Source organism: Marmoricola endophyticus, assembly GCF_014644415.1.
Taxonomy (GTDB): domain Bacteria; phylum Actinomycetota; class Actinomycetes; order Propionibacteriales; family Nocardioidaceae; genus Marmoricola; species Marmoricola endophyticus.
Genome location: NZ_BMKQ01000001.1, coordinates 86,676 through 101,433, shown reverse-complemented (window position 1 = coordinate 101,433; position 14,758 = coordinate 86,676). Strand labels below are relative to the sequence as shown.

General features: G+C 70.1%; 14 protein-coding genes. 7 read left to right on the top strand and 7 right to left on the bottom strand.

Annotated features, from left to right (window positions below):
- Positions 1–51: 51 nt before the first annotated feature.
- Positions 52–1,863, top strand: a complete 1,812-nt coding sequence (locus tag IEX42_RS00540) for a DEDD exonuclease domain-containing protein (RefSeq protein ID WP_188777251.1) — start codon at positions 52–54, stop codon at positions 1,861–1,863.
- A gap of 47 nt (positions 1,864–1,910) precedes the next feature.
- The gene (locus IEX42_RS00535; RefSeq protein ID WP_188777249.1) at positions 1,911–2,189 is read left to right on the top strand and encodes an Lrp/AsnC family transcriptional regulator; all 279 of its coding nucleotides are present in this window, start codon (positions 1,911–1,913) and stop codon (positions 2,187–2,189) included.
- Between the two features lie 116 nt (positions 2,190–2,305).
- On the opposite strand, the gene trpD is transcribed toward IEX42_RS00535, so the two are convergent.
- Positions 2,306–3,385: an anthranilate phosphoribosyltransferase gene (gene trpD, locus IEX42_RS00530; RefSeq protein ID WP_188777247.1), complete on the bottom strand. Its 1,080-nt coding sequence runs from the start codon at positions 3,383–3,385 to the stop codon at positions 2,306–2,308.
- The gene (locus IEX42_RS00525; RefSeq protein ID WP_229660467.1) at positions 3,378–3,797 is read right to left on the bottom strand and encodes an Rv3143 family two-component system response regulator; all 420 of its coding nucleotides are present in this window, start codon (positions 3,795–3,797) and stop codon (positions 3,378–3,380) included. The genes trpD and IEX42_RS00525 overlap by 8 nt, the downstream gene beginning before the upstream one ends.
- A gap of 214 nt (positions 3,798–4,011) precedes the next feature.
- On the opposite strand from IEX42_RS00525, the gene ctaE reads away from it, so the two are divergent.
- The 4 genes from ctaE to qcrB are packed head-to-tail and all read left to right on the top strand — an operon-like array spanning position 4,012 to position 8,391.
- Complete coding sequence (gene ctaE / locus IEX42_RS00520) at positions 4,012–4,647, top strand: aa3-type cytochrome oxidase subunit III (RefSeq protein ID WP_188777245.1); 636 nt, start codon at positions 4,012–4,014, stop codon at positions 4,645–4,647.
- A gap of 28 nt (positions 4,648–4,675) precedes the next feature.
- A complete protein-coding gene (gene qcrC / locus IEX42_RS00515) occupies positions 4,676–5,545 on the top strand; it encodes a cytochrome bc1 complex diheme cytochrome c subunit (RefSeq protein WP_444543233.1) in 870 nt (289 codons plus the stop codon).
- Positions 5,542–6,651, top strand: coding sequence for a cytochrome bc1 complex Rieske iron-sulfur subunit (qcrA, locus tag IEX42_RS00510; protein WP_188777242.1), 1,110 nt, complete (start codon positions 5,542–5,544; stop codon positions 6,649–6,651). The genes qcrC and qcrA overlap by 4 nt, the downstream gene beginning before the upstream one ends.
- Before the next feature lie 6 nt (positions 6,652–6,657).
- A complete protein-coding gene (qcrB, locus tag IEX42_RS00505; RefSeq protein WP_188777241.1) occupies positions 6,658–8,391 on the top strand; it encodes a cytochrome bc1 complex cytochrome b subunit in 1,734 nt (577 codons plus the stop codon).
- A 59-nt stretch (positions 8,392–8,450) separates the two neighbouring features.
- On the opposite strand, the gene IEX42_RS00500 is transcribed toward qcrB, so the two are convergent.
- Entirely contained in the window at positions 8,451–8,969 is a 519-nt protein-coding gene (locus IEX42_RS00500) for a helix-turn-helix domain-containing protein (protein WP_188777240.1), read from the bottom strand.
- A 70-nt stretch (positions 8,970–9,039) separates the two neighbouring features.
- Here IEX42_RS00500 and IEX42_RS00495 point away from each other — a divergent pair, with 70 nt between their 5' ends.
- Positions 9,040–10,284 carry a benzoate/H(+) symporter BenE family transporter gene (locus IEX42_RS00495; RefSeq protein WP_188777238.1) on the top strand — a complete coding sequence of 415 codons (1,245 nt, stop codon included), beginning with the start codon at positions 9,040–9,042 and terminating at the stop codon, positions 10,282–10,284.
- Here the strand turns inward: IEX42_RS00495 and IEX42_RS00490 are convergent.
- The 4 genes from IEX42_RS00490 to ctaC all read right to left on the bottom strand — a co-directional run bounded on the left by IEX42_RS00490 (position 10,270) and on the right by ctaC (position 14,641).
- Positions 10,270–11,484, bottom strand: a complete 1,215-nt coding sequence (locus IEX42_RS00490; protein ID WP_188777233.1) for a L,D-transpeptidase — start codon at positions 11,482–11,484, stop codon at positions 10,270–10,272. The genes IEX42_RS00495 and IEX42_RS00490 overlap by 15 nt on opposite strands.
- Positions 11,485–11,631: 147 nt before the next feature.
- Positions 11,632–12,027 (bottom strand): cytochrome c oxidase subunit 4, encoded by a 396-nt coding sequence (locus tag IEX42_RS00485; RefSeq protein ID WP_188777232.1) that lies wholly within the window; start codon positions 12,025–12,027, stop codon positions 11,632–11,634.
- Complete coding sequence (ctaD, locus tag IEX42_RS00480) at positions 12,024–13,808, bottom strand: aa3-type cytochrome oxidase subunit I (protein WP_188777230.1); 1,785 nt, start codon at positions 13,806–13,808, stop codon at positions 12,024–12,026. The genes IEX42_RS00485 and ctaD overlap by 4 nt, the downstream gene beginning before the upstream one ends.
- A complete protein-coding gene (gene ctaC / locus IEX42_RS00475; RefSeq protein WP_188777228.1) occupies positions 13,805–14,641 on the bottom strand; it encodes an aa3-type cytochrome oxidase subunit II in 837 nt (278 codons plus the stop codon). Before ctaC ends, ctaD begins: the two co-directional genes overlap by 4 nt.
- Between the last annotated feature and the right edge of the window lie 117 nt (positions 14,642–14,758).

Here is a 14,758-nt window from a genome sequence, read left to right as displayed (position 1 = left end):
TCGCGGCTCGCCGCCACCGACTTGTCGGACCCCGCGCCTAGCGTCGCCGCCATGAGCACGACGACGTCCCCGACGAGCACCGCGTCGACCCGGAGGTCGACCCGGGAGTCGACCCAGATGACGCTCGACCAGATCGGCCGACCGCTGAGCGACCTGACCTTCTGCGTGGTCGACCTGGAGACCACCGGCGGCTCGGCGGCGGGCGGCTCGATGATCACCGAGGTCGGCGCGGTCAAGGTGCGGGGCGGGGAGGTCCTCGGGGAGTTCCAGACCCTGGTCAACCCGCGCGGGGGCATCCCCGCCTTCATCGCCGTGCTCACCGGCATCACCGACTCGATGGTGGCCTCGGCCCCGTCGATCGAGTCGGTGCTGCCGGCCTTCCTGGAGTTCGCGGAGGGGTGCGTGCTGGTCGCCCACAACGCACCGTTCGACGTCGGTTTCCTCAAGCACTTCGCCGCCGAGCAGCAGCGCGCGTGGCCGGCGTTCGAGGTGGTCGACACCGCCCGGCTCGCCCGACGGGTGATCACCCGGGACGACGCACCCAACTGCAAGCTCGGCTCGCTGGCCCGTGCCTTCGGGTCGACGACGACCCCGAACCACCGCGCCCTCTCGGACGCACGGGCGACGGTCGACGTCCTCCACGGGCTGATGGAACGGCTCGGGGGCCTCGGCGTCCACACGCTGGAGGAGCTGCAGACCTTCTCTGCCAAGGTCTCGGCCGCCCAGCGCCGCAAGCGCCACCTCGCCGAGGCGCTGCCCCACGCTCCGGGCGTCTACCTCTTCCGGGACGAGCGCGACCGGGTCCTCTACGTCGGCACCTCCCGCGACCTGCGCACCCGGGTGCGCAGCTACTTCACCGCCTCCGAGACCCGCTCGCGGATCGGCGAGATGGTCGCGATCGCCGCGCGCGTCTCCGCGGTGGAGTGCGCGACGACGCTGGAGGCCGAGGTCCGCGAGCTCCGGCTGATCGCCAGCCACGAGCCGCCGTACAACCGCCGCAGCCGGCGCCCGGACAAGGTCTGCTGGATCAAGCTGACCGACGAGGTGTGGCCGAGGCTCTCCGTGGTCCGGACCGTGCGCGACGACGCGGGCAAGGGCGCCGACTACCTCGGCCCGTTCCGCTCACGTCGGACCGCCGAGGCGTGCCTGGCGGCGCTCCACGAGACCTTCCCCGTGCGCCAGTGCGGCGGGCGGATGCCCCGGCGCCCCGACCGGACCGCCTGCGCACTGGCCGAGATGGGCCGGTGCCTCTCCCCGTGCGACGGCTCGGTCGAGGTCGCCGACTACGCCCTCCTCGTGGCCGACCTGCGCGACGCGCTGCTGCACCGCCCGGACGATGTCGTCGCAGCCGTGGGACGGCGCATGGCCGCGCTGTCCGAGCGTCAGCGCTTCGAGGAGGCCCGGCTGCACCGCGACCGGCTCGCCGCGTTCGTACGAGCCGCCTCGCGCACCCAGCGGCTCTCCGCGCTCACCCGCTGCCCGGAGCTCGTCGCCGCCCGACGCGAGGACGACGGCCGCTGGTCGGTCCATGTCGTTCGCCACGGGCGACTCGCCGGTGCCGGGCGGATCCCGCGCGAGGCGCACGCCGGCGACTGGGTGAGCGACCTGCGAGCCAGCTGCGAGACCGTGCTGCCCGGCCCGGGGCCGACCCCGGCCGCCACGGCCGAGGAGTCGGAGAAGGTCCTGCGGTGGTTGGAGCAGCCCGGAGTCCGCCTGGTCGCCGTCGAGGGCGAGTGGTCCTGCCCGGTGCGCGGTGCGGGCGGCCGGCTCGCCCTGTTCGACGCGGTCGAGACCTCGCGCCGCGACCTGGTCCCCTTCGACGAGCGCCGTTCGCTCCCCGTCGTGGAGCGGCCGACGCGCTGACTGCTCGACCGGACCGGGCGGGCCGGCGACCGAGTAGCGTCGCCGTCGTGATCACCGCCATCGTCTTCGTCAACGCCGACGTCGCCCGGATCCCCGAGGTCGCCGAGGCCATCGCCGCCGTCCCCGGCGTCAGCGAGGTCTACTCCGTGACCGGTCAGATCGACCTGATCGCGATGGTCCGGGTCCGAGAGCACGACGAGATCTCGTCGGTCGTGGCCGACAAGGTCAACAAGGTCCCGGGGATCGTCTCGACCGAGACCCACATCGCCTACCGCACCTTCTCGCGCCACGACCTCGAGTCGGCCTTCTCGCTCGGCCTCGACTGAGCCGGAGCGAGGGCAGGTCTCGGACCTCGGCCATGTCTCCCGATCCATGGCCTGCTGCCCGCCGCCCATCACGCACGCTGGCTGCGTTGCGGACGGCCAGGATGGGGAGACACACGCTAGGACGCCGCGCGCGACGCGGCGACCCAGCGTTCCAGCACCTGCTGCGCCGCACCGCTCTCCACCGACTCGGCCGCCCGCTGCACGCCGGAGGCCAGCCGCTCCTCGAGCGGCCCCTCGCCGGCCTCGTGGACGGCGAGCGCCGCACCGGCGTTGAGCACCACCGCGTCCTTGACCGGCCCCGGCTCACCGGCGAGCAACCGCCGGACCACCTCGGCGTTGTGGGCGGCGTCCCCCCCGCGGAGCTGCTCGGCGGTCGCCACGGGGACTCCCAGCGCGGCCGGGTCGACGACGTGCTCGCGCACCTCGCCGTCCCGGACCTCCCAGATCCGGCTGGTGGTCGTCGTGGTGAGCTCGTCGAGCCCGTCGTCCCCGCGCAGCACCCACGCGTCGGTGCCGCGACGTGCGAACACGCCCGCCAGCAGCGGCGCCTTGAGCGGGTCGGCGCAGCCGATCGCCTGGCTGGCCGGCCGCGCAGGGTTGGTCAACGGCCCGAGCAGGTTGAACGTGGTCGCGACGCCGAGCTCGCTGCGCGGCACCGCTGCGTGGCGGAGCGCAGGATGGAACGCCGCCGCGAACGCGAACGTGATCCCGGCCTCCACGGCGATCCGGCCGACGTCCGCGGGGTCGAGGTCGAGGCGTACCCCGAGCACCTCGAGCACGTCGGCACTCCCCGAGCGCGACGAGGCCGAGCGGTTGCCGTGCTTGACGACCGTCACGCCGGCACCGGCGGCGACGATCGCCGCCATCGTCGAGATGTTCACCGAGAACGAGCGGTCACCACCGGTGCCCACCACGTCCAGCACGCGGCCGGGCACGGTGAGCGGCCTGGCCGCCGCGTAGATCGCCGAGACGAGGCCCTCGACCTCCTCGACGGTCTCCCCCTTCGCACGCAGCGCGACGGCGAAGCCCGCGATCTGCGCCGGCGTCGCGTTGCCCGTGAGGATCTCCGACATCACCCACGCCGTCTGCCCGCCGGTGAGGTCGACACCGCCGATCAGCGACGTCAGCACCTCGGGCCACGACGAGCCCACCGCCGGGGTCACGCCGACCGGACCGCGTGCCCCTGCCTCAGGCATCGGCGGCGAGCGCGGCCGGCGTCCCCCCGCGCAGGACGTCGGCCACGGTCTCGGCGACCTGCACGGGGTCGAGCGGGTGCGGCACGGCCGCCTCCGCCCGTGACCAGGTGGCCAGCCACGCGTCCTGCGGGCGGCCGGTCAGGACGATCACCGGCGGGCACCGGTAGATCTCCTCCTTGAGCTGCTTGGCGATCCCCAGCCCTCCGGCCGGGACCGCCTCCCCGTCGAGGATCACCAGGTCCATCGCGCCGGAGTCCAGCTGCTGGAGCACGACGGGCTCGGTGGCCACCTCGACGAACTCGAGCTCCGGAAGGTCCGGGTGGACCCGCCGCCCCAGTGCGAGCATCACCTGACGGCGCGTGTGCACGTCGTCGGAGTACACAAGGACCTGGAGCGGCTTGACGGAAGTCACAACCGTGATCCTACGCAGCACCGCGGGGCCACCCCTGGGGGCCTTCTTCCGGCGTTCCGGGACTCGTGGGACGGCTCGCGACCACACCCCTGGGCAGGCGCTTCGCCGACACGCCGCGGCACGGTGGGGGCTGTGACCGCGGACCGCGCCGCCGGGCGAGACGACGCCGGGGGGTCGGCGTGCCGAGCGCCGCCGTCGGGTTCATACTGTTCGCGTGGCGACAGCAAGCATCCCGGCCTCCCGCCTGCACGGGCACCACGGCCGCCCCGACATGGTCTCGGTGGGCACCATCGTGTGGCTCTCCAGCGAGCTGATGTTCTTCGCGGCACTGTTCGCGGCGTACTTCACGATCCGGGCGGTCAGCCCCGAGCTCTGGTCGCAGAGCACGGCGAACCTCAACGTTCCCTACGCGGCGACCAACACCACCATCCTGGTGCTGTCCTCGGTGACCTGTCAGATGGGCGTCTTCGCCGCCGAGAAGGGCCGCCCCGGCCGCTCCGGCACCCTCCTGCAGTTCACCAAGTGGGGACTGCGCGAGTGGTTCGTCCTCACCTACGTGATGGGCGCCGTCTTCGTCGCGGGGCAGGCCTTCGAGTACGCCGAGCTCGTGCACGAGGGGATCACCATCCCGGCCTCGAGCTACGGCACGATGTTCTACCTGACCACCGGCTTCCACGGGATCCACGTGACCGGCGGCCTGATCGCGTTCCTGCTCGTGCTGGGACGCACGTTCCTCGCGAAGCGCTTCACCCACGAGCAGGCGGTGAGCGCGATCGTCGTGTCGTACTACTGGCACTTCGTCGACGTCGTGTGGATCGGGCTGTTCGCCACGATCTACCTCATCAAGTAGCCCACCGAACGAGACCGAAGGACTGATCGTGCGACTCCTCTCGCAGACCACCCGGCGGCTGGCCGGTGGCCTCTCCCGGCACCGGCGCCGCAAGCTGGCCGGTCCGGCCGTCCTGCTCATCGCCCTCATGCTCACCGGCGGGCTGTTCGCGCTGTTCTCCCCCGCGCAGGCCGAGACCAAGAAGGCGAACGACGCCGACGACGTCGCGGCCGGACGCGCCCTGTTCCTCGTGGGCTGCTCGTCGTGCCACGGTGCGAACGGCGAGGGCATCGCCACCAAGCGCGGCAACAACTACGGCCCTCCCCTGGTCGGCGTCGGCGCGGCCGCCGTCGACTTCCAGGTCGGTACGGGCCGGATGCCCCTGGCCGGTCCGACGGTGCAGGCTCCGCGCAAGAAGGTCTCCTACACCAAGGAGGAGATCCAGCAGCTGGGTGCCTACGTCCAGTCGCTCGGCCCCGGCCCCGCCGTCCCCGAGTCCGAGGAGTACGACCCCAACGAGGGTGACGTCTCCCGAGGTGGCGCGATCTTCCGTACGAACTGCACCGCGTGCCACAACTTCGCCGGCGCCGGTGGCGCGCTGCCCGGCGGCAAGTACGCCCCCAAGCTCACCGACGTCAGCTCCAAGCACATCTTCGAGGCGCTCCTGACGGGGCCGCAGCAGATGCCGGTGTTCTCCAACGACGTGCTGACCCCCGCGGACAAGCGCGACGTCATCTCCTACCTCCGGCAGAACGACGACGCGCCCAAGTACGGAGGCTTCTCCATGGGCACGCTGGGTCCGGTCTCCGAGGGCATGTTCGCCTGGCTGGTCGGGATCGGCGTCCTCGTCGGGTTCGCCGTCTGGATCGCGGCCCACACCGCTCGTGCCAAGAAGGCCGTCAAGGGAGGCCAGCAGTGACCGATCTCGAGAACCGACCCGACTCCGGGGTCGTCCGGCACGAGCCCGAGGAGCCGATCGCCGACCCGGGTCTGCCGCCCCACGAGCTGCGGCCGACCGACGTCGACGAGAAGGCCGAGCGTCGTGCGGAGCGCCAGGTCGCGGGCATGTTTCTGCTGTCGGCGGTCTTCACCGTGCTGTTCTGCGTCTCCTACTTCGTCTTCGCCATCGGTGACGACCCGACGATGGTGCTCGGCCTCGGTGCGTCCAACGTCGCGCTGGGCTTCTGCCTGGGCATGGCCCTCCTGCTGATCGGCGTCGGCGCGATCCAGTGGGCGCGCAAGCTGATGGGCGACGAGGAGATCGTCGAGATGCGCCACCCGGCGCGCTCCTCCGACGAGGACCGCGAGGAGGCCGTGGCCTCGCTCACCGAGGGTGTCGAGCAGTCCGGCATCGGCCGGCGTCCGCTGATCCGCAACACGCTGCTGCTCTCGACCGGGCTGCTGGGCGTGCCGGCGATCATCGCGCTGCGCGACCTCGGGCCGCTGCCCGGCGACAAGCTCTACCACACGGTCTGGCGCAAGTGGATGCGTGTCGTCCAGGACGTCACGGGCACGCCGATCAAGCCTGAGGACCTCCAGGTCGGGCAGCTGGTCAACGCGCAGCCGGACGTCTTCTACCGACCGTTCAACCCCAAGGACTCCGACGGTGACGACCTCACCGCCGCCCAGGCCGAAGCCCGTGGCGAGGAGCCGCTCGAGGTCCCCGAGGGCGTGGAGCTCCAGCAGGAGAAGGCGAAGGCCGCGACCATCGTCGTCCGCATGGAGCCCAGCGACATCACCCCCTCGAAGGGGCGCGAGGACTGGGGCATCGACGGGATCCTGGCGTACTCCAAGATCTGCACCCACGTGGGTTGCCCGATCTCGCTGTGGGAGCAGCAGACCCACCACCTGCTGTGCCCCTGCCACCAGTCGACCTTCGACCTGGCCGACAACGGCAAGGTGATCTTCGGCCCGGCGAACCGCGCGCTTCCCCAGCTGCCGCTGATGGTCGACCCCGACGGCTACCTGGTGGCACAGTCCGACTACACCGAACCCGTGGGCCCGAGCTTCTGGGAACGAGGCTGATCACCGATGAGCGAAGCAGTCACCACCAACGGCTCCAAGGCCGCGCGCTCGCAGAAGCCGAGCAAGGTCGCGGGCGTCGCCGACTGGGCGGACTCCCGGCTCGGCCTCGCCGGTGCGATGAAGAAGAACATCCGCAAGGTGTTCCCCGACCACTGGTCGTTCATGCTCGGCGAGATCGCGCTGTGGAGCTTCGTCGTCCTGCTGCTGACCGGCGTGTTCCTCACGCTGTGGTTCAAGCCCAGCATGGGCGAGACGACCTACTCCGGCAGCTACGAGCCGCTCAACGGCATCGAGGTCTCCGAGGCGTACGCCTCCTCCCTCCACATCTCGTTCGACGTGCGCGCCGGGCTCCTGATGCGTCAGATGCACCACTGGGCGGCGATGCTGTTCATCGCCGCGATGCTCGTGCACATGATGCGCGTCTACTTCACGGGCGCGTTCCGCAAGCCGCGTGAGCTCAACTGGGTCATCGGCGTCCTGCTGCTCGTCCTCGGGACGCTCGAGGGCTTCACGGGCTACTCGCTGCCCGACGACCTGCTCTCCGGCACCGGCATCCGCGCGGCCAACGGCTTCGTGGCGGCGATCCCGGTCGTGGGGACCTACGTCAACTTCTTCCTCTTCGGCGGTGAGTTCCCGGGCGACTCGATCATCCCGAGGCTCTACACCATCCACGTGCTGCTGATCCCGGGCCTGCTCCTGGCCCTCATCGCCGCGCACATGCTGCTGCTCGTCTACCACAAGCACACGCAGTGGCCCGGGCCCGGCCGGACGAACGACAACGTCGTCGGCTTCCCGATGCTGCCGGTGTACGCCGCCAAGGCGGGCGGGTTCTTCTTCATCGTCTTCGGGGTCACCGCGCTGATGGGTGCGTTCCTCTCCATCAACCCGATCTGGCGGTACGGTCCCTACAACCCGGCCGAGGTGACCGCCGGGTCGCAGCCCGACTGGTACATGGGCTGGCCCGACGGGGCGCTGCGCATCATGCCCGGCTGGGAGTCGCACTTCTGGGGCGTCACCCTGTCGTGGAACGTGTTCATCCCGATCATCCTGCTCCCGACCCTCGCCATCGGCATCTTGATGGCGCTGCCGTTCGTGGAGTCCTGGATCACCGGCGACAAGCGGGACCACCACCTGCTCCAGCGGCCCCGCGACGCTCCGACACGCACCGGGGTGATGGTCGCGCTGATGACCTTCTACGGGCTGTTCTGGATCGCCGGTGGCAACGACATCATCGCCATCACCTTCGGTCTGAGCATCAACGCCATCACCCACTTCCTGCGGGTGGCGGTGTTCGTAGGCCCGGTCATCGCGTTCATCATCACCAAGCGGTGGTGCATCTCGCTGCAGCGTCAGGACAACGAGAAGCTGCTGCACGGCTACGAGACCGGCATCATCATGCGGGACGCATCGGGTGGCTACAGCGAGCGTCACCAGCCGCTCCCGGTCGACGAGGCGTACGCGATCAGTGCACGCGAGCGGGACCAGATCTTCCAGATCGAGTCCTCCACGGACGAGAACGGCGTCGAGGCCCCCGGGTCGCGCGCCGAGAAGGTCCGCGCTCGGCTCTCGCAGGCGTGGTACGGCACGAACGTCCAGAAGCCCACCGCGGCCGAGCTGGAGGAGGCGCACCACCACGCAGAGGAGCACGACCACGAGTCGGACTCCGAGCTCGCCGGGATCGCCTCTGAGCGTCACGAGGTCGACCCTCCGGTGCGCAAGGAGCTTCCGCCGAGCGACTGACGCGGGCACCACCGCTCGAAGGCCCTCACCTCGTCAGGGGTGGGGGCCTTCTGGTTCGCTCAGGACGTCGGTGTCACGATGACGTCGACCGCCACCAGGTCCTCCTCGCCCGTGCACACGTACGCGTGCGGCACGTCGGCCGGCCACCGGTGGTGGACCCCGGCAGCCAGCGGGGTCCGCTCCCCCGCTGTCTCGAGGTAGCCCTCGCCCGCGAGGACGACCAGCTGCTCCTCGACACCGATCGCGTGGGCCGGTGAGCTCCGAGCAGCGCCGGGACGCACCGTGACCAGGTAGACCTCGGTCGTCCGATCGACGTCCTGGCGGACGTGCAGGCGCCACGAGGTCAGCGCCGCGTCGCTCACCTCGGTGTCCTCGTCCGCCACGAGGTGGGCGAGGGGGACGCCCAGCGGTCCCGCGATCGCGTACAGCGTGTCCAGGGTCGGGTTGCGACGGCCGGACTCGAGCTCGGAGAGCGTGCCCTTGCCGATCCCGGCCGCCGCGGCCAGTGCCGACAGGGAGAGACCCTGTGCGAGCCGGATGGCGCGGATCCGCGTGCCGGTCGGCGCACCGCTGGTCATCAGATGGTCACCTCGGCTAGGTTCTGTTTACAGAACGTTCTGTTCGTAGAACACCATCGGGAGGATAGCAATGCCGCCCCGTTCCCAGGCCGTCGTCGCCGGAGTGGTCGCCGCGCTGGTCGGCTTCAGCAGCTCGTTCGTCGTCGTGCTCGCCGGGCTGGTGGCCGTCGGTGCGACGCCTGCCCAGGCCGCGTCCGGCCTGGTGGCGCTGTGCGTCGCGCAGGCGGCCGGAATGGTCTGGCTCGCCCTGCGTCACCGCACGCCGCTCTCGCTCGCCTGGTCGACGCCCGGTGCGGCGCTCCTGGCCTCGGGTGGTGCGGTCACCGGCGGTTGGCCCGCTGCCGTCGGTGCGTTCCTCGTCGCCGCCGCGATGATCCTGCTGACCGCGCTCGTGCCACGGCTCGGCGACCTCGTGGCAGCCATCCCGACCGCCCTGGCCCGGGCCATGCTGGCCGGTGTCCTGCTGCCGTTGTGCCTCGAACCGGTCGCGGCCCTCGCCGCCACTCCCCTGCTGGTCGCGCCGGTGGTGCTCACGTGGCTGGTGCTGATCCGTCCGGCGCCACGCTGGGCCGTGCCTGCATCGCTCGTCGTCGCGCTGCTGGTCGTCGTGCTCGCCGCCGACCGGCTGCCGGGGCTGGGCAGCGTCGTTCCCCGCTTGGCGCCGACGTTCCCCACCTGGTCGGCGTCCGCGGTCCTCGGGATCGCGCTCCCCCTCTACGTCGTCACCATGGCCTCGCAGAACGTTCCCGGCGTCGCCGTGATGCGCAGCCTCGGCTACCGGGTCCCGTGGCGCGAGACACTGAGCGTGACCGGGGTCGCGAGTGCCGTGGCTGCGCCGTTCGGCGGGCACGCGGTCAACCTCGCCGCCATCACAGCAGCGCTCACGGCCGGCCCCGATGCGGGGCCGGACCGCTCGCGCCGGTGGCCCGCCTCGCTCGCCGCAGCGGGGACGTACGTCGTCCTCGCGGCCGGCTGCGGGGGCGTCACCGCCCTGGTCTCGACCGCCCCCGACGGGGTCGTGCAGTCGGCCGCCGGACTCGCGCTCCTCGGCACCCTGGCCGCGTCGCTGCACGAGGCGCTCGTCGAGGAGGAGGTGCGCCTGCCCGCCGTCGTCTGCCTGGTCGTCGCTGCGTCCGGCACCACGGTGCTCGGGGTCGGGTCGGCGTTCTGGGCACTGGCTGCGGGTCTGCTGGTGCGTACGGTGCTCCACCACGACGCCTCGCGCCGGCGCGGGAGCCGGGTCGGAACGCAGATCGGCGGGCCGACCCCTCAGGGTCGACCCGCCGACGCGGACCGTGGATCAGGCGAGGGCTGAGCCCTTCTGCCACTCGGCCCACGAGTCGTTCCAGTCGCCGTAGCCGTTGGTCAGGGTCATCTGGCGATCGGTGCCGGTGTACTCGACGGGGTCGCCGATGATCGAGTGGTCGTAGAGCCACTTCGCGTTCTCGGTGCTCATGCCGGTGCACCCGTGCGAGACGTTGGCCTGGCCCTGCGACCCGACCGACCACGGCGCCGCGTGCAGGAACTCACCGGTGTTGGTGATCCGCATCGCCCACTTGACGTCGTCGAGGTCGTAGCCGTCGGCGCTGTCGGGGTTGATCCCGATGGTCTCGGAGTTCATCCGCTTGGTCGGGTACTTCTCGGTGATGACCTTGGTGCCGGACCGGGTGGTGAAGCCCGCCTTGCCGGTCGTGATCGGCATCGTCTTGATCACCTTGCCGTCACGGAAGACCTGCAGCTGGTGGCTCGCGGCGTTGACCTTGATCACCTGGTTGCGCGAGACGTCGTAGGAGATGGTGCGGTCCATCTGGCCGTAGCGACCGTTGCCGGCGGGCAGGCTGTTGACGTCGACCGCGACGGTCACCTTCTGGTTCGGCTTCCAGTAGCCGGCGGGGCGGTAGTGGACGTTCTGGTCGTCGAACCAGTTCCACGAGCCCTTCTGGCCGGCCGAGCTCGTGACCTTCATGTGCTGCTCGAACAGCTTCTTGTTGGCCACGGGGTAGTCGAAGTGCACGGAGACCGGCATGCCGACCCCCATCGTCGCGCCGTCCAGCGGCGTGATCGAGGGGTAGACCTCGTCGGACTTCGCCAGGGAGACGGCGTCGAAGCGTGAGGTGTACTTCTTGGCCAGGCCGTCGGAGTCCTCGGCGGTCGCGGTGATGCGGTACTTGCGACCCGAGTCGAGTCGGTCCGTGGCCGTCCACCGGGTCTTGTCCGCGTTGAGCGCACCCGCCACGGGCTCGCCCTTGAGCGTCGCGACCTTCACGTCCGCGAAGGTGCCGTCGGTCGAGCTGACCTGGACGAGCTTGTCGACGGCGACGTCGCTGCTGCCGTCGCTCACGTTGGCGGAGATCGTGGCCTTGGAGGTCTTGGCGACCTGCGAGGCGTCGCTCCCGGCCGGCGAGGACGTCTCGTCGTTGGAGCCGCCGGCACAGGCGGCGACGGGAAGGACCATCAGAGCGGCCGCGGTGCCGAGGGCAGCACGGCGCAGACGGATCCTGTGGTGGAACGGCATGGACGCTTCTCCCGGGAACTCGTGTCGATGCGGTGGGCAGTGTGATCCTACCAAGCCGATCAACCGATCAGACGGTTCGACCCGGCCGCGAGCCGACGGATTCTCGCGGGCCTCCCGGGCGGGTCGACCGCCGTCTCGCGACGAGCGTCAGTGCGCGTGCACGCCCCGGTAGTACTCGTAGATCAGCCCGCTGACAGCGATGAGCCCGAGGATCGCGCCGATCACGACCAGCCACCAGCCGATGACGACACCCAGCGCGATCACTGCGGCGGTGAGCGCGCACCACAGCGGCCACCAGCTGTACGGCGGGAAGAAGCCGAGCTCGCCGGCACCGTCGGCGATGTCGGCGTCCTTGCGGTCCTCGGGTCGGGGGTCGAGGCGGCTGGCCGAGAACCCGAGGTAGACGCTCACCATCAGCGTCAGCAGCGTCGTCATCACCAGGGCCGACGTGCCGGTCCAGTCGTGGGCCAGCAACCAGTAGGCCGGCGTGATGATCACCAGGCTGACGGTCGCGATGACGAAGATCCACGCCTCGGACTTCATCGGTCGGTCTCCTTCTCCTGCTCGGCCTGCTCCTCGATCCGCTCGGCGAGGACCGTCGCGCGGCCGGCGTCGGCCGGCGCGTCCCGGAAGCCGGAGTCGTCGGCCATCTCGAGGTTCTCGTCGTACTCCAGCGCGGCGATCTCCGGGTGGTGCAGGTCGAAGGCCGGCGACTCCGAGCGGATCCGCGGGATGGTGGTGAAGTTGTGCCGCGGGGGCGGGCAGGACGTCGCCCACTCCAGCGAGCGACCCCAGCCCCACGGGTCGTCGACGACGACCCGCCGCCCGGACGTCGCGGTCTTGTAGACGTTCCAGAAGAACGGCAGCGTCGACGAAGCCAGCAAGAACGCACCGACCGTGGAGATCTGGTTCAGGCCGGTCCAGCCGTCACTGGGCAGGTAGTCGGCGTAGCGACGCGGCATGCCCAGCACGCCGAGCCAGTGCTGGACGAGGAACGTGGTGTGGAAGCCGATGAACAGCAGCCAGAAGTGGATCTTCCCGAGCCGCTCGTCGAGCATCTTCCCGGTCATCTTCGGCCACCAGAAGTAGAAGCCGGCGAACATCGCGAAGACGACCGTGCCGAACACCACGTAGTGGAAGTGCGCCACGACGAAGTACGAGTCCGAGACGTGGAAGTCCAGCGGCGGCGTCGCCAGGATGACGCCGGTCAGCCCACCGAACAGGAAGGTGGTCAAGAACCCGACGCTCCACAGCATGGGGGTGTCCATGGATATCGATCCCCCCCACATCGTGCCGATCCAGTTGAAGAACTTCACGCCCGTCGGTATCGCGATGAGGAAGGTCATGCCGGCGAAGAACGGCAGGTCGACCGCACCGGTGACGAACATGTGGTGCGCCCACACCGCGACCGCGAGGATCGCGATCGCCAGGGTGGCGCCGACGAGGCCGACGTACCCGAAGACGGGCTTGCGGCTGAACACCGGGAGGATCTCGGTGATGATGCCGAAGAACGGCAGGGCGATGATGTACACCTCGGGGTGGCCGAAGAACCAGAAGAGGTGCTGCCACAGGATCGGCCCGCCGTGCACCGGGTCGAAGACGTGGGCGCCGAGCTTGCGGTCCGCCTCGAGCGAGAGCAGGGCCCCGGCGAAGATCGGGAAGGCGATCAGCACCAGCAGGCTGGTGATCAGCGTGTTCCAGCAGAAGATCGGCAGCCGGAACATCGTCATGCCGGGCGCACGCATGCAGATGATCGTCGTCACGAAGTTGACCGCACCGAGGATGGTGCCCAGACCGGCGATGTAGAGGCCCATGATCCACAGGTCTCCGCCGATACCGGGCGAGTGCGCGGCGTTGGACAGCGGGGTGTAGGCGAACCACCCGAAGCTGGCGGCGCCGCCCGGGGTGAAGAAGCCCGAGAACACCATCAGGCCGCCGAAGAGGAACAGCCAGTAGCTGAACATGTTCAGCCGGGGGAAGGCGACGTCGGGCGAGCCGATCTGCAGCGGCATGATCACGTTGGCGAAGCCGAAGAACAGCGGCGTCGCGAACAGCAGCAGCATGATCGTGCCGTGCATCGTGAAGAGCTGGTTGTAGACCTCGTCGTTGACGATCTGGGTCCCGGGGAACGCCAGCTCCGAGCGGATCAGCAGAGCCAGGATGCCGCCCACGATGAACCAGGCGAACGACGTGCCGAGGTAGAGCTTGCCGATCAGCTTGTGGTCGGTGGTGGTGAGGACGCGCACCACCTGCTGACCGATCGCCCGGCTCGGCGCTCCGGCGGTGGAACGGGCGGCAATGCCGTCTCCAGCGGTCGCGGTCATCGCTCTGCTCCTGCCTCGGGCTCGAGCCCGGGTTGCGCGCGAACCTTCTCGGTACCCCGGGTCAGGCCGGTGTTGCCGTCCGCCTGGAGCTGCTTGAGGTGGGCGTCGTAGTCGTCCGCGGAGACCACCTTGACGTTGAACAGCATCCGCGAGTGGTAGGCGCCGCACAGCTCGGCGCACTTGCCGACGTAGGTGCCGATCCGGTTGGGGGTCAGCTCGAAGTGGTTGTCACGGCCCGGGACGACGTCCATCTTGAACAGGAAGGACGGCACCCAGAAGGAGTGGATGACGTCGGGCGAGTACAGGTTGAACCGGACCTTCTCGTCGACCGGGAGCCACAGCGTGGGGTAGTCCGCCGGGGTCCCGGAGTCGAAGACGGTCTCCCCGCCGGTCGCGTCGTCCTTGAGGTAGTTGAAGGTCCACGACCACTGCTGGCCGACGACCTCGACGGTGCGGTCGGGCTTGGGCGGGTCCGCCGGCAGCACCTCGTCCTGCACCTTGATGGTGAAGAAGAACAGCACGACGACGATCATGATCGGCGCCACGGTGTAGAAGATCTCGATCGGCAGGTTGTACCGCGTCTGGACCGGCACCTCGTCGGGGCTCTTGCGGCGGAAGCGGATCACGGCGTAGCCGATCAGGCCCCACACCACGACACCGACGATGATCGCGGCCAGCCAGGACCAGTGCCACAGGTCGTAGATGTTCTGGACCTCGTCGGCCCGGGGAGCCGGCATCGCCAGGCGCTGGATCTCGTCCTTGCCCTCGGCGTCGCACCCGCTGAGCGCGAGGACCGAGGCGGCCAGCGCCGCCACGCCGGCAGCGCGCCTCATCCGGGTACGTCCCGGACGGCGCTGGGGGGATTCAGGCAGACCCACAGGGACCTCTCTCGTCGCCTCGCGTGCTCATCGATCGTCGCTGAGCGTACTACCCCGACACCTCACCCCACG